This window comes from Streptomyces caeruleatus (assembly GCF_001514235.1).
Classification (GTDB): Bacteria; Actinomycetota; Actinomycetes; order Streptomycetales; family Streptomycetaceae; genus Streptomyces; species Streptomyces caeruleatus.
Map to the genome: position 1 here is coordinate 39,853 of NZ_KQ948938.1, position 14,211 is coordinate 54,063.

At 71.3% G+C, this 14,211-nt stretch carries 10 protein-coding genes; 5 read left to right on the top strand and 5 right to left on the bottom strand.

The window, feature by feature from the left end; genetic code table 11:
* Positions 1-66: 66 nt before the first annotated feature.
* Both acs and AQJ67_RS35350 read right to left on the bottom strand, forming a co-directional pair.
* Positions 67-2,025 carry an acetate--CoA ligase gene (gene acs, locus AQJ67_RS35345; RefSeq protein WP_062723486.1) on the bottom strand — a complete coding sequence of 653 codons (1,959 nt, stop codon included), beginning with the start codon at positions 2,023-2,025 and terminating at the stop codon, positions 67-69.
* A gap of 338 nt (positions 2,026-2,363) precedes the next feature.
* Positions 2,364-5,060, bottom strand: coding sequence for a bifunctional SulP family inorganic anion transporter/carbonic anhydrase (locus tag AQJ67_RS35350; protein WP_062723488.1), 2,697 nt, complete (start codon positions 5,058-5,060; stop codon positions 2,364-2,366).
* A 463-nt stretch (positions 5,061-5,523) separates the two neighbouring features.
* Here AQJ67_RS35350 and AQJ67_RS35355 point away from each other — a divergent pair, with 463 nt between their 5' ends.
* Positions 5,524-6,795, top strand: coding sequence for a polysaccharide deacetylase family protein (locus tag AQJ67_RS35355; protein WP_062723688.1), 1,272 nt, complete (start codon positions 5,524-5,526; stop codon positions 6,793-6,795).
* Here AQJ67_RS35355 and AQJ67_RS35360 read toward each other — a convergent pair.
* On the bottom strand, positions 6,785-7,795 hold the full coding sequence (locus AQJ67_RS35360; RefSeq protein WP_062723490.1) for an ATP-binding protein: 1,011 nt from the start codon (positions 7,793-7,795) through the stop codon (positions 6,785-6,787). The two genes, AQJ67_RS35355 and AQJ67_RS35360, sit on opposite strands and share 11 nt — an antisense overlap.
* A gap of 101 nt (positions 7,796-7,896) precedes the next feature.
* On the opposite strand from AQJ67_RS35360, the gene AQJ67_RS35365 reads away from it, so the two are divergent.
* A complete protein-coding gene (locus AQJ67_RS35365) occupies positions 7,897-8,721 on the top strand; it encodes a Fic family protein (RefSeq protein WP_062723689.1) in 825 nt (274 codons plus the stop codon).
* 85 nt (positions 8,722-8,806) lie between these two features.
* Here the strand turns inward: AQJ67_RS35365 and AQJ67_RS47915 are convergent, their stop codons facing one another.
* Both AQJ67_RS47915 and AQJ67_RS35370 read right to left on the bottom strand, forming a co-directional pair.
* Complete coding sequence (locus AQJ67_RS47915; RefSeq protein WP_159058887.1) at positions 8,807-8,971, bottom strand: hypothetical protein; 165 nt, start codon at positions 8,969-8,971, stop codon at positions 8,807-8,809.
* A 196-nt stretch (positions 8,972-9,167) separates the two neighbouring features.
* Positions 9,168-10,001 (bottom strand): HAD family hydrolase, encoded by an 834-nt coding sequence (locus AQJ67_RS35370; RefSeq protein WP_062723492.1) that lies wholly within the window; start codon positions 9,999-10,001, stop codon positions 9,168-9,170.
* Positions 10,002-10,561: 560 nt separating this feature from the next.
* Here AQJ67_RS35370 and ssd point away from each other — a divergent pair.
* The 3 genes from ssd (at position 10,562) to AQJ67_RS35385 (ending at position 14,197) form a co-directional block, all read left to right on the top strand.
* Positions 10,562-11,689 carry a septum site-determining protein Ssd gene (gene ssd, locus AQJ67_RS35375; RefSeq protein WP_062723494.1) on the top strand — a complete coding sequence of 376 codons (1,128 nt, stop codon included), beginning with the start codon at positions 10,562-10,564 and terminating at the stop codon, positions 11,687-11,689.
* A gap of 455 nt (positions 11,690-12,144) precedes the next feature.
* Positions 12,145-13,344, top strand: a complete 1,200-nt coding sequence (locus AQJ67_RS35380; RefSeq protein ID WP_062723496.1) for a TadA family conjugal transfer-associated ATPase — start codon at positions 12,145-12,147, stop codon at positions 13,342-13,344.
* 22 nt (positions 13,345-13,366) lie between these two features.
* Positions 13,367-14,197, top strand: coding sequence for a type II secretion system F family protein (locus AQJ67_RS35385; protein ID WP_062723690.1), 831 nt, complete (start codon positions 13,367-13,369; stop codon positions 14,195-14,197).
* Positions 14,198-14,211 lie beyond the last annotated feature (14 nt).

A 14,211-nucleotide genomic window follows, 5' to 3' on the forward strand; every position in this document is an offset into this window, starting at 1 on the left:
GCGTTTGTCGCCGGGTGCCCCTCGTGGTCGTGCTCGGTCGTCAGCCGTACTCGGCTTCGGCCGGGCTCAGTCCTCGCTGGGCGCCGCCGGGAGCTTCGCCTGGATGAGGTCCATGACCGTCGAGTCCGTCAGCGTCGTCACGTCGCCGAGCTGGCGGTTCTCGGCGACGTCGCGCAGGAGACGGCGCATGATCTTTCCGGAGCGGGTCTTCGGCAGCTCGGCCACCGGCAGGATCCGCTTGGGCTTGGCGATCGGGCCGAGGGTCGCGCCGACGTGGCCTCGCAGGTCGGCGATGAGGTTCTCGTCCTCGGCGTTCGCCGTGCCGCGCAGGATGACGAAGGCGACGATGGCTTGCCCGGTCGTCTCGTCGGCGGCACCGACGACCGCCGCCTCGGCGACGGACGGGTGCGAGACCAGGGCCGACTCGACCTCCGTGGTGGAGATGTTGTGGCCCGAGACGAGCATGACGTCGTCGACGCGTCCGAGGAGCCAGATGTCGCCGTCGTCGTCCTTCTTCGCCCCGTCACCGGCGAAGTACTTGCCCTCGAACCGCGACCAGTACGTGTCGATGAACCGCTGGTCGTCGCCCCAGATCGTGCGCAGCATCGACGGCCACGGCTCGGTCAGCACCAGGTAGCCGCCACCGCCGTTCGGTACCTCGTTCGCCTCGTCGTCGACGACGGTCGCGGCGATGCCGGGCAGCGGGGTCTGCGCGGAACCGGGCTTGGTCGCGGTGACGCCCGGCAGCGGCGTGATCATCATCGCGCCGGTCTCGGTCTGCCACCAGGTGTCCACCACGGGCGTGGCGTCGGCGCCGATGTGCGTGCGGTACCAGATCCAGGCCTCGGGGTTGATCGGCTCGCCCACCGAACCCAGCACCCTGAGGCTGCTGAGGTCGAACTTCGCGGGGATGTCGTCGCCCCACTTCATGAACGTACGGATGGCGGTCGGCGCCGTGTACAGGATCGTCACCCCGTACTTCTGCACGATCTCCCAGAACCGGCCCTGGTGCGGAGTGTCTGGGGTGCCCTCGTACATCACCTGCGTCGCGCCGTTCGCCAGCGGCCCGTACACGATGTACGAGTGGCCGGTGACCCAGCCGACGTCGGCCGTGCACCAGTAGACGTCGGTCTCCGGCTTGAGGTCGAAGACGGCGTGGTGGGTGTAGGCGGTCTGGGTGAGGTAGCCGCCGGCGGTGTGCAGGATGCCCTTCGGCTTACCCGTCGTCCCGGACGTGTAGAGGATGAAGAGCGGCTGCTCGGCGTTGAAGGCCTCGGGGGTGTGCTCGGCGGACTGCCGGTCGACGATCTCGTGCCACCACACGTCCCGGCTGTCGTCCCAGGCGACGTCCTGGCCGGTGCGCCGTACGACGAGGACGTGCTCGACGTTGTCCACCTTGCCGATCGCCTCGTCCACGGCCGGCTTGAGCGCGGACGGCTTGCCGCGCCGGTAGCCGCCGTCGGAGGTGATGACGACACGTGCGTCCGCGTCCTGGATCCGGGTGGCGAGGGCGTCCGCCGAGAAGCCGCCGAAGACGACGGAGTGCGCGGCGCCGATACGGGCGCAGGCCAGCATCGCGACCGCCGTCTCGGGGATCATCGGCATATAGACGGCGACCCGGTCGCCCTTCTGAACCCCCAGCTCCAGCAGGGCGTTGGCGGCCTTGGAGACCTCGTCCTTGAGCTCGGCGTAGGTGAGGGCGCGGCTGTCGCCGGGCTCGCCCTCGAAGTGGATGGCGACGCGGTCGCCGTGCCCGGCCTCCACATGCCGGTCCACGCAGTTGTACGCGACGTTGAGCTCGCCGTCCTTGAACCACTTCGCGAACGGCGGGTTCGACCAGTCCAGCGTCTCGGTCGGCTCCTTGGCCCAGGTCAGCCTGCGGGCCTGCTCGGCCCAGAAGCCGAGCCTGTCAGCCTTGGCCTGTTCATACGCCTCCGCGGTGACGTTGGCGTTCGCGGCCAGGTCGGCGGGCGGCGCGAACCTGCGCTCCTCGCGCAACAGGTTGGCCAGGCTTTCGTTGCTCACGACATCTCCCTTTCCCAGGGTGTCCGTTGTGTCCCAGGCCACAGCTCATCAGACCCGGGGGCCCGATGACAAGGGTCGACGGAAAATTGGTTTAGACCTGTCGGCGGGGGTTGCCCCGGGGGTGGCCCGGAGGTGCTTTCGGCGCCGGGGTCATCCGTTCCCACGGACGCCGGACGGACGCGGTTCAGCTCTGTAATCCCTTTCACATTCCACCCCCTGCCAGGCGCGACGCCGCCGCGCGGCAGTTGCGGCCCTCACGGGAACGCGGCCCCACGGGACACGCCTCCCACGAGAAGCGCGGCCCCGCACCGAACGGGGCCGCGCTCACTCTCCCGGCGTCATGCCGACAGATCCGCCACCCCGACGTGATCGAACACGTCGTCGTCCCCGCCCTCCTCGGCGAGCAGATACGCCTGTGCCTCAGCCACGTGGAAGTACATCCCGTGCAACTCCAGGGCTCCCTCCCGCAGGGCCCGGGCCACCGACTCGTGGGCCCGCAGATGCTCCAGCTGCTGGACCACGTTGGTCAGGCAGAGTTGCTCGACCGCGTCGGCCGGTGCGCGTCCGGCGAGCCTGGCCCACGGCCGGCTCTCGTCGGACAGCCGCTCCAGGCTCGGCTGCGCGTGCCGCAGCCACCTCCTGAGCGGGGTCTGCGTGCCGTCCGGCTCGGAGCCGAGCAGCGCCTGCATCGCCCCGCACCCGGAGTGCCCGCACACCGTGATGGACCGCACCTGAAGGACGTCGACCGCGTACTCGATCGCGGCCGCCACCGAGTCGTCCCCGCTCTCCTGGCCGGGCAGCGGCACGAGGTTGCCCACGTTGCGCACGACGAACAGGTCACCGGGACCACTGGAGGTGATCATCGACGTGACCACCCGGGAGTCCGCGCAGGTGAGGAACAGCTGGGAGGGCTGCTGTCCCTCACGCGCCAGCCGCGCCAGCTCACCCCGCACCAGGGGCGCGGTGTTGCGCTGGAACGCGCTGATGCCACGGGCCAGTTGGTGGCCGCTCGGGCGGTTCCCGTCGGTGCCGCCGAACCCGTCGGCAGAGCCCTCGCCGGGGCGCCCGGGTCTGGCGAGACCGTCGGTGCCGCCGAACCCGTCGGCAGAGCCCTCGCCGGGGCGCCCGGGTCTGGCGAGACCGTCGGTGCCGCCGATTCCGCCGGAACCGCCGGCCGTGTCGAGCTCACCGGTACTGCCGGAGGTGCCGGAGGTGCCGGAGGTGCCGGTGGCGCCGGTGGCGCCGGTGGCGCCGGTGGCATCGGCAGAACCGGCAGCGCTCAGTGCCTCGGTTCTGTCGGCCCCGCCAGTGTCGTCGGACCCGGTCGCGGGCGTCGCCCCGGGGCGACCGTCGCCGGATGCGACGGACTCCGGGATCTCGCACTGGTGATTGCGCCAGGGCGTCCAGGGGTGGCAACGGCAGTCGGCCGCGTCGGCCGTGGCCGTCTCCGCGTCGAGGTGGAGGCCGACCGGTCCCGTCGGCTCGCCGATCCTGACGCCGGCCCTGCGGCCGATCAGCTCGACGGTGCCGCCGTGCGCGGACTGCGTGTTCTGCCAGTCCTGCAGTGACTCGTACGCCGCGTGGTCCATGAACGAACCGTCCAACTCCACGACGGCGTGGGCCCCTTGGGGTACGAGGTGCAGGGCCCGGCTGAGCCGTGGCACCGCGAGGAACGTCAACTGCCCTCGTACTCGTACGTGATGGATTCCTTCCTTCTCGTCATGGGTGATGCGGGTGCGGGTGAGGCGGTGCAGGGCGACGGCGACGGCCATGGCGATCCCCAGCGTCACGCCTTCCAGGACGCCGAAGAACACCACGCCGAGGGTCGTGATGGCGTACACCAGCACTTCTCGGTGGCGGGTCACCGTGCGGATGTGGTGCAGGGACACCATCTGGATGCCGACGGCCATCACCAGGGCGGCGAGCGAGGCGAGCGGGATGAGCTCCAGGATCGGGACCATCAGCAGCGCGGCGACTACTACGAGAACGCCGTGCAGCATCGTGGAGTTCCGGCTGACGGCACCGGCTTGCACATTCGCCGAACTGCGCACGGCGACCCCGGCGACGGGCAGCCCGCCGAGCATGCCGGAGACGACGTTGGCGGCGCCCTGGCCGAGCAGCTCGCGGTCCAGGTCGGAGCGTCCGACGCGGGCGGACAGCTCGGGGCGGGTGGCGACCAGCTTGTCCACGGCGACCGCGCCGAGCAGCGACTGCACGCTGCACACCAGCGTGATCGTCAGCACGGCCGCGACGAGGCCGAGGACCGGTCCCTCGGGCAGTGTGGCCAGCGCGTGGCTGCTCCACGAGGGCAGGTCGACCTTGGGCAGGCTGAGCCCGGCGAGGGAGGCGGTGGTGCTGGCTCCGGCGACGGCGACGAGTGGGGCCGGCACCTTGCGCAGGAGCGCGCCGGGACGGCCGGGCAGTCGGGGCCAGATCAGCAGCAGGGCCAGGGTCAGCACGCTGACCGACAGAGCGGCCGGGTGCACGCCGGCCAGCTGGGCGGGCAGCTCACGCATGTTGTCGAGGACCGAGCTGTGCGGGGTGCCGCCGAGGACGATGTGCAGCTGGGCCACGGCGATGGTGACGCCGATGCCGGCGAGCATGCCGTGCACGATGGCGGGGCTGACGGCGAGCGCGCCGCGTGCCACGCGCACCAAGCCGAGGCCCAGTTGGGCGACGCCGGCGAGGACCGTGATGGCGCAGGTCGTACGCCATCCGTATCGGTGGATGAGCTCGGCGGTGACGACCGTGAGGCCGGCGGCGGGGCCGCTGACCTGGAGGGGGGTGCCGCCGAGGTAGCCGACGACGAGTCCTCCGACTGCGGCCGCGACGAGGCCGGCCTGGAGGGGTGCGCCGGTGGCCAGGGCGATGCCCAGGGACAGCGGGAGTGCGATCAGGAAGACCGCGATCGAGGCCGAAAGGTCGGCGCCCTCGATGCGGGGTCGGCGGGGTCGGGTCGGGGGTGGGCTGTGGGGTTCGTGGATGCGCTTCTCTCGACTCGGTTCGTCGGCTCGGGTGGGAACGAAGGCTGACATTGTTTTCCCGTCTCCTCCGGGGCAGCGCGGTCGCGGATCTGGTGGTCCCCCGCTCTCGGGCGAGGGGTCGGGTCGCGGCCGTGTGGTCACGGCATGCAGCGGCGGGATGCATCAACAGTCGGTAAACAGACCGTAATGCAGAGTAAAGGGCGGGAATAGTTTTTCCGAGCAAATGGACTAATAAATCCCTCTGAAGAGTGAAGTGGTTGATTAGTCGGCTTGTCGTACTTATTCCTTCTCAGTCCCGTGCGACCTTGGCGGCGCTGTCGGCTCCCGAGAGAAGGAAGAAGGTGGACGGAACATGGCCGCCACCCGCAGGAACGCCGCCCCCCGCATGACCTACGCGACACACGGGACCGCCGTGACGCCCAGGACCGCCGTGACGCCCAGGGCCGCCGTGACGCCCGGGGCCGCCGTGACGCCCGGGGCCGCCGTGACGCCCGGGGCCGCCGTGACGCGGCGGATCGCCCCCGCGCACAGGATCGCCGCGGGCACCGCGGCCGCCGCGGTCTGTGCCGCATCGCTCGCCGGCTGCTCGACCGGCGACGATGCCCGGCAGGGGGTGCCCGGGCCGGAGAAGGCGCAGCCTGCGGCGCCGGCGCCGCAGAGCGTGGTGCGGCTGATCGGCGACGGGTCCACCGCCTACACCGGGGCGCAGCCGCAGCTGCCCAGACCCGAGCGCCTGAAGCCAGGTCAGAAGCCACCGCAGTTCGTGGTGTTCTCCTGGGACGGCGCAGGCGAGGACAGCCAGAAGCTGTTCTCCCACTTCCGCGCGGTCGCCAAGGCGAACAACGCGACGATGACGTACTTCCTCAGCGGCGTGTACATGCTGCCGGACCACAAACGCGATCTGTACCGGCCGCCCCAGCACTCCCCGGGCCGTTCCGACATCGGCTTCAACGACGAGGAGGGCATCGCCGCCACCGTGCGGCAACTGCGCCTGGCGTGGCTCGAAGGCAACGAGATCGGGACGCACTTCAACGGCCATTTCTGCGGCAGCGGCGGCGGAGTCGGCGAATGGTCGGTGGAGGAATGGAAGGACGAGATCACCCAGGCGAAGAGGTTCGTGAAGTCCTGGAAGAGCACCACCGGCATGACGAAGGCGGCCCCTCTGCCCTTCGACTACGACAAGGAACTCATCGGCGCCCGGACCCCCTGTCTGGAGGGCCGGAAGAACTTCATGAAGGCCGCGCGCGAGCTGGGCTTCCGCTATGACTCCAGCGGCGTCAACAACCAGCTGTGGCCCGCGAAGAAGGGGGGCCTGTGGGACCTGTCGATGCAGCTCGTGCCCTTCCCCGGGCACTCCTACGAGCAGCTGACCATGGACTACAACTTCATGGTCAACCAGTCCGGCACCGCGACCCAGGGGGACCCCGCCAAGCACGACTTCTGGGGGGACCAGATGCGGGACGGTCTGCTCGCGGGCTTCCGGCGGGCCTACGACGGCAACCGTGCGCCCCTGATCATCGGCAACCACTTCGAGTCCTGGAACGGAGGCACCTACATGCGCGCCGTTGAGGACGTCGTCGAAGCGGTCTGCAACAAGCCCGACGTGCGCTGCGTCTCCTTCCGTCAGCTCGCCGACTGGCTGGACGCCCAGGACCCGGCGACCTTGCAGAAGCTGCGCACCCTGGACGTCGGCGAGCCTCCGAAGGAGGGCTGGGCGTCCTTCCTGTCGGCGAGCCCGGCCCCCGCCCCGAAGGGGGTGCCCGGGGCTCCGGCCGTCAGGCAGTAGGAGTCAGACGGGAGTTGTCGCCCGGACAGGTGCTGACGCTCTCGCCCAGTACGAATCCGGGGTCGATCTGCGCGGCCAGGTCGGCCCCGGTGCGCTCGTTTCCCCAGGACCCGGCGTTCTTCAGGTGGAAGTGCACCATCTGGCGCGTGTAGCGCTCCCAGTCCCGCAGTTCGTACGTCGCGTCCACGGCCGTGCGCAGCCGGCGCAGGGCGAGCTGGTTGGCGTCCTCCAGGAGCTCGAACCGGGGCGGGCGGCCCTTCTCCATGGAGCGCACCCAGTCCGAGTGCCCGATGGTCACCAGCAGGTCGTCCCCGACCTCGGCGCGGAGGAAGTCGAGGTCGTCCTGGCCCTGCACCTTGTTGCCGACGACCTTCAGGATGACGCCGAAGTCGCGGGCGTACTCCTTGTACTGGCGATAGACGGAGACCCCCTTCCGGGTCGGCTCGGCGACGAGGAACGTGATGTCGAAGCGGGTGAACATGCCGGAGGCGAAGGAGTCCGAGCCCGCCGTCATGTCGACCACGACGTATTCGTCGGGGCCGTCCACCAGGTGGTTCAGGAAGAGCTCCACCGCCCCCGTCTTGGAGTGGTAGCAGGCGACCCCCAGGTCGGAGTCGGTGAAGGGGCCGGTGACCATCAAACGGACGGCGCCGCCGTCGAGTTCCACCGGCCGGGCGCAGGCGTCGTACACCGGATTGCTCTCGCACACCCGCAGCAGCCGCGATCCCTCGCCGGGCGGCGTCGTCTTGATCATCGTGCGGGCGGAGTCGATGCGCGGATTGGAGCCGCGCAGGTAGTCCTTGATCAGCGGCAGGCGCTCGCCCATCGCGGGCAGTGCGGCGGCCTCCCTGTCGTCGAGGCCCAGCGCGGCACCCAGATGCTGGTTGATGTCGGCGTCGACGGCGACGACCGGCGCGCCGGTGGCCGCGAGGTGGCGGATGAACAGGGAGGACAGGGTGGTCTTGCCGCTGCCGCCCTTTCCGACGAAAGCAATTTTCATGTTCACGAAGCGTAGTCGGACGATAGCTGTATGTGGCAGGTGTGCGTGAAGAAGGCCACTCGATCGTGGGGTACGGGCCCGAGGTGCGTACTGTCGTACTCATGAGTACGACAGGCGCGGCCGCCGATCCGCTCGCGGCCCTCGGTTCACTGCCCGGAGTCCCCGAGTCCGTGGAGTCCGTGCGCAAGGCCGTGGACCGGGTGTACGGGCACCGGATCATGCGGCGCCGCAGCAACGAGATCACCGCCGAGGCGGCCCTGCGTGGCGCGCGCGGCTCGGCCGCGCTGTCCGGAGCCGACTGGGCACTCGAAGAGGTGCGTCGACGTACCGACTTCAGCGGTGACGACGAGGCGCGCGTCATGGGCGCGTCCCTGCGGCTGACGGCCGAGGCGGGCCAACTGCTGTCCATCTGGCGGCAGTCGCCCCTGCGGGTGCTGGCCCGGCTGCACCTGGTGGCGGCGGCCGGCAAGGACGACCGGGTGGGGCGGCCGCGTCAGGAGGGTGAGGCGGTCGACGAGCCGCTGGTCGAGCTGCCGCTGCCGAGCGCGGCGGAGGTGCACGGCCGGCTGGAGGGGCTGTCCGAGCTGATCATCGCCGGCGGTTCGGCGCCCGCGCTGGTGACGGCCGCCGTCGTGCATGGCGAGCTCGTCGCACTGCGCCCCTTCACCTCGCACAACGGTCTGATCGCGCGCACGGCCGAGCGTGTCGTCCTGGTCGGCAGCGGTCTCGACCCGAAGTCCGTCTGCGCGGCCGAGGTCGGTCACGCCGAACTGGGCCGCGCGGCCTATCTGGCTGCGCTGGAGGGCTATGTCTCCGGCACCCCCGAAGGCATGGCGGCCTGGATCGCCCACTGCGGCAAGGCGGTCGAACTCGGGGCGCGCGAGTCGACGGCCGTCTGCGAGGCGCTGCAGCGCGGCGCGGCGTGACGCACGCGCGCGTGGGCTGTCGTGGAGCGGCTCGAAAGGCATAGGGCGTGAAAAAGAGCCCCTTTACGGGGGCTCTGCGGGTGGCTCACACAAGTTGCGGCGGTACGAGGATTCGTACCGCCGCTGGCATGTTCACCGGGTTACCAAGCGTCCTCGATATGTTGCCCATCAGGTCGGGAACTTTGCCCGTCACCTGGTGCGGCTGGCCCGTAATCGACGGGTCGACGTCGCGTGGGTGCTCGATGTTCATGCTCGGTCCGTGGGGCCAAATGCGTATCGAAGGTGATCCTCTTGGATGTCCTTGGTCTCGCGGGCCGTTGAGTCCTTTGTACTCCGGGACCCAACCAAGCGGAAGGCCTGGCTGCAGTTCTTTACTTTTGGTCGCAAATCGGAGACAAACGGTCATCGGCATGTCGGCGAGGCGCGTCTAATCCGAGGGGCGCGGTTCAGGCGAGCGCCGATCGGCGCCGGCTCGCGTACCAGACGAGGCCCGCGGTGGCCGCGGCGGCTCCTATGGCAGCCATCGCGACAAGGGCGGGCCGCGGCGGTACGGAGAAGGACGGAAGCCGCTGCTTGAGCCGGACCGGGCGATGGAAGTCGAGAATCGGCCACCCGCGCGCGAGTGCCTCGCGGCGCAGCGCGCGATCGGGGTTCACGGCGTGCGGATTGCCGACGGACTGAAGCATCGGCAGGTCGGTGGCCGAGTCGCTGTAGGCGTAGCAACGGGAGAGGTCGTAACCCTCGGACGCGGCAAGCTCCTTGATCGCCTCGGCCTTCGTCGGCCCGTACGCGTAGTACTCCACCTCGCCGGTGAAGCAGCCGTCCTCGCCCACGACCATACGGGTCGCCACCACGCGGTCGGCGCCGAGGAGCTCACCGATCGGTTCGACCACCTCGGCGCCCGACGTGGACACGATGACCACGTCGCGCCCGGCCGTGTGGTGCTCCTCGATGAGGGAGGCGGCCTCGTCGTAGATGATCGGGTCGATCAGGTCGTGCAGCGTCTCGGCGACGATCTCCTTGACCTGCTGGACGTTCCAGCCGCGGACGAGCGCGGAGAGGTACTCGCGCGTGCGCTCCATCTGGTCATGGTCCATACCGCCCAGTCGGAAGACGAACTGGGCATATGCGGTCCGCAAGGCGGCCCGGCGGTTGATCAGACCGCCTTGGTAGAAGGACTTGCTGAACGTGAGCGTGCTCGACTTCGCAATGACCGTCTTGTCCAGGTCAAAGAAGGCGGCTGTGCGGGGCAAGGAGTGGTTTTCCACGACCCTGAGCATAGGCGCAGCCCATTCGGCGTAAGGTGGGCGCGTGGGTTTGCCTGAGAGGGCTCTCGGGTACACCATGGAAGTCACGGATCGTTCGCGACCGTGCTAACCCGGTCCGACTCCTCCCCCCCCCGAGTCGGCCGTGGAGACGACCCCCGCTCTCCCCCCCGGCGGGGGTCGTCGCATGTCCGGGTGGGTTTTCCTCTTCCGAGCGCGGCCGCGAGGCCGCGACGAGGCGGCTGCGGCCGCCTTTTTTGCATGCCCATGATCCGTGACTGTGTGTAGCCGTCGCGCTGCTCTGCGGAAGTCGCACAGGGGTCGGTGCGGGGGTCACCGGTATGGGTGACGGCGATATTCACAACCGCCGAGTTGTCCACAGTTATCGACCAAGATCCACACGATTTCCGGGATCGCTGCACCGTGATTCCAACGCGCACCGCCGAGGGCCGACTTCATGGCCGGTTCTGGTTAGTCGGGCGGGTTTGGCCGGTTCGTATCGGCCGTTCATATGGAGGCCGGTTGCCGGTTCTTCACACGTTTGGGAATCGCGGGGCCGCAGGGCTGCGCGAGTGATGCAGCGAAGGGGGACGAAAACCGTGACCGCAGTCGTCACTCACGATCCGCCGCCCGCCGCCTCCGGGCGACCGGGCAAGCCGTTGATCGTCACGGAGGACGCCGGACTGCTCGACGACCTGCTGCGCCTGTGCGCGGCGGCCGGCGCCACACCCGAGGTCCACCACGGCGTGCCCGAACCCAGGGGCAGCTGGGAGGCCGCGCCGCTCGTCCTGGTCGGCGACGACGCCGCACGCCGTGTGCGCGGGGTCGCGCGCAGACGCGGAGTGGTGCTCGTCGGCCGGGACCAGGACGACTCCGGGGTCTGGCGCCGGGCCGTCGAGATCGGCGCCGACCACGTGCTGATGCTGCCCGACGGCGAGCAGTGGCTGGTCGACCGTATCGCCGACGTCGCCGAGGGCGTCGGCCGTCCCGCCCTCACCGTCGGTGTCATCGGCGGCCGTGGCGGGGCCGGAGCCTCCACGCTCGCGTGTGCCCTCGCCGTGACCGCCGCGAGGGAGGGGCTGCGCACCCTGCTTGTGGACGGCGATCCGCTGGGCGGCGGACTCGACGTACTCCTCGGCGGCGAGGCGGCCGACGGGCTGCGCTGGCCCGCGTTCGCCGGCTCGCGCGGGCGGCTCGGCAGCGGCGCTCTGGAGGAGTCACTGCCGAAACTGCACTCGCTGCGGGTCCTGAGCTGGGATCGCGGCGACTGCGTCGCCGTCCCGCCACAGGCGATGCGCGCGGTGCTCGCCGCAGCCCGGCGCCGGGGCGGCGCGGTCGTCGTCGACCTGCCCCGCCGTATCGACGACGGGGTGGCGGAGGCCCTCGCCCAGCTCGACGTCGGCATCCTCGTGGTCCCCGCCGAACTGCGCGCCGTCGCGGCGGCTCGACAGGTGGCCTCCGCGGTGCAGTTGGTCCTGCGGGACCTGAGGGTGGCGGTACGCGGACCGTACGCACCCGGGCTCGACGACCGCGAGGTGGCCCGGCTGCTGGAGCTGCCGTTGGTGGGCGAGGTGCCGCTGGAATCCGGCCTGTTACGGCCGCACGAGAGCAAGGAACCGCCGGGGGTGGCGGGACGCGGGCCGCTGGCGCGGTTCTGCCGGGAGTTCTGGGAGGGCGCGTTGCTCGAGGCGAGGGCGGCATGAGAGAGGGGACGAGCGGGGGTGTGAGTACGGCTTCGGGGCTCGACTGGGTGAGCGATGGCACGGGTGGTGCGGTGCGGGCGGCTCCTGCGCGGTGGCGGTCGGGCGGGACGGGGAACGGAAGGGCGGACGGCAGGACGGACGGGAGGACGGACGGGAGGACGGACGGGAGGACGGGCGCCCGGTCGGACCCCAGGTCGGACGGGAAGGGGCGAAGGGCTGTGCCGCGATGGGCGGTGGAGGGTTCGGGGAGTGATGCGGTCGGACGGCGGGTGCCGGACGGTTCGGTGAACGCCGGTGTGGTGCGGCGGGTGGCGGAGGGAGATACGGGCGCCCTGGTGGTGCGGCGCGTGCCGGAGGCCGCGACGAGTACGGCCCCCGCGCGGCGGAGTTCGACCGATCGGCTCGTTCCCTCGGCTGGGGCATGGGCGTCGAACGGGACGGCGGCCGGGGCGGGTATGCCGTCGGGGCTGCTGGACGGGGTGCGGCAGTGGCTGGCCGAGAGCGGCGGTGAGCCGACACCCGCGCGCGTGGCGCAGGCGTTGCGGGAGCAGGGCAGGGTGCTGGGGGACGCCGAAGTCCTCGGAGCGGCCGAGGAGTTGCGGTCCGAGCTGGTCGGCAGCGGCCCGTTGGAGCCGCTGCTCGCCGACCCATCGGTGACGGACGTGTTGGTGTCGGCGCCGGACCGGGTCTGGGTGGACCGGGGCGGTGGCCTGGAGCTGGCCTCGGTGTCCTTCCCGGACGCGGCGGCTGTACGGCGCCTTGCACAACGCCTCGCCGCGGTGGCAGGGCGGCGCCTGGACGACGCGCGGCCCTGGGTGGACGCCCGGCTGCCCGACGGGACCCGGCTGCACGCGGTGCTGCCACCCGTCGCCGTCGGCTGCGCGTGCCTGTCCCTGCGGGTTGTACGGCCGCGGGCGTTCACGCTCGGCGAGCTGGTCGCCGCGGGCACCGTACCGCCGGGCGGGGACCGGGTGCTGCGGGCGCTGGTCGACGCGCGGCTGTCGTTCCTCATCAGCGGCGGGACCGGCAGCGGCAAGACGACGCTGCTGAGCGCGTTGCTCGGACTGGTCGGTGCGGGCGAGCGGATCGTGCTCGCGGAGGACTCGGCGGAGCTCAGGCCGGAACATCCGCATGTCGTACGGCTGGAGAGCAGACCCGCCAACCAGGAGGGCGCCGGGCTCGTCACCCTCGAGGACCTGGTGCGGCAGGCGCTGCGGATGCGACCGGACCGGTTGGTCGTGGGCGAGGTGCGCGGCGCCGAAGTGGTCCATCTGCTGGCCGCGTTGAACACCGGCCACGAAGGAGGCTGCGGGACCGTCCACGCCAACGCGGCGGCCGACGTCCCGGCCCGGCTGGAAGCGCTCGGCACGGCGGCCGGACTCGACCGGGCCGCGCTGCACAGCCAGTTGGCGGCCGCACTGTCGGTCGTGGTCCATCTCGTACGCGACCGGACCGGGCTGCGGCGGATCGCCGAGGTGCATGTGCTGGAGCGGGACGCGTCGGGGTGGGTGCGGACGGTGCCGGCGCTGCGGTGGGGCGATGAGGGGTTCGTTCACGAGCGCGGATGGGAGCGGCTGCGAGGGCTGCTTCGGGGAGAGGGCGACGCAGCCGATGAGAGCCGGGGCGTGAAGGGTGCGGGTGATCTGCGTGGGTGAGGTGTCGTTGGGCGCGGCCGTGATGTGCCTCGGGGCGGCCGTCTGTCTGCTGGGTGGGCCGAACTCGGGGGCTCGGCGGGCGCAGTTGCTGCTCGCGGGCGGCGGGGCGGTGGGTGCGGGGCCGCCCGACTGGCGGTGGTTGGCCGGGGAGCTGCGGCGGCTGCGGGGACGGCTGCGGGCCGAGTGGTGGGCGCCGGTGATCGGGCTGGTGCTGGCCGTGCTGGGGTCGTCGGTGCTGCCGGTTGTCGCGGGGGCGGCCGGAGTGCCGTTGCTGCGGCGGGCGCGGCTGGCCCGGGAGGCGCGGCGGGCAAGCGAACGTCACGGGAACGCAGTGATCGCGCTGTGCGGGGCGCTGGCCGGGGAGGTGCGGGCCGGACGGCAGCCGGGTGAGGCGCTGCAGTGGGCGGCACGGGACTCGGGTGGGCTCGGTGAGGCGCAGGCCGCGGTGCTGGCGGCGGCGCGGTTCGGCGGGGATGTGCCGGGGGCGCTCACCGCGGCGGGACGGCAGCCGGGCGCCGAGGGGCTGCTGGGCCTGGCGGCGTGCTGGCGGGTGGCCGTCGGACAGGGCGCGGGGCTCGCGGCCGGACTCGACCGGCTGGAAGGGGCGTTGCGCGCCGAGCGGGATCAGCGCGCCGACCTGAAAGCCCAGTTGGCGGGGGCGCGGTCGACGGTGGTGATGCTCGCCGGCCTGCCGGTCCTCGGGCTGCTGCTAGGCGCCGCGATGGGGGCTGAGCCACTCCATGTACTGCTGCACACCGGGGCCGGGATCGGCTGCCTGGTCGTCGGCGGGTCCTTGGAGGGGCTGGGGATGTGGTGGGCCATGCGGATCGTGCGGGGAGCGGAGGCGGCATGAGGGATTCGAGCCGC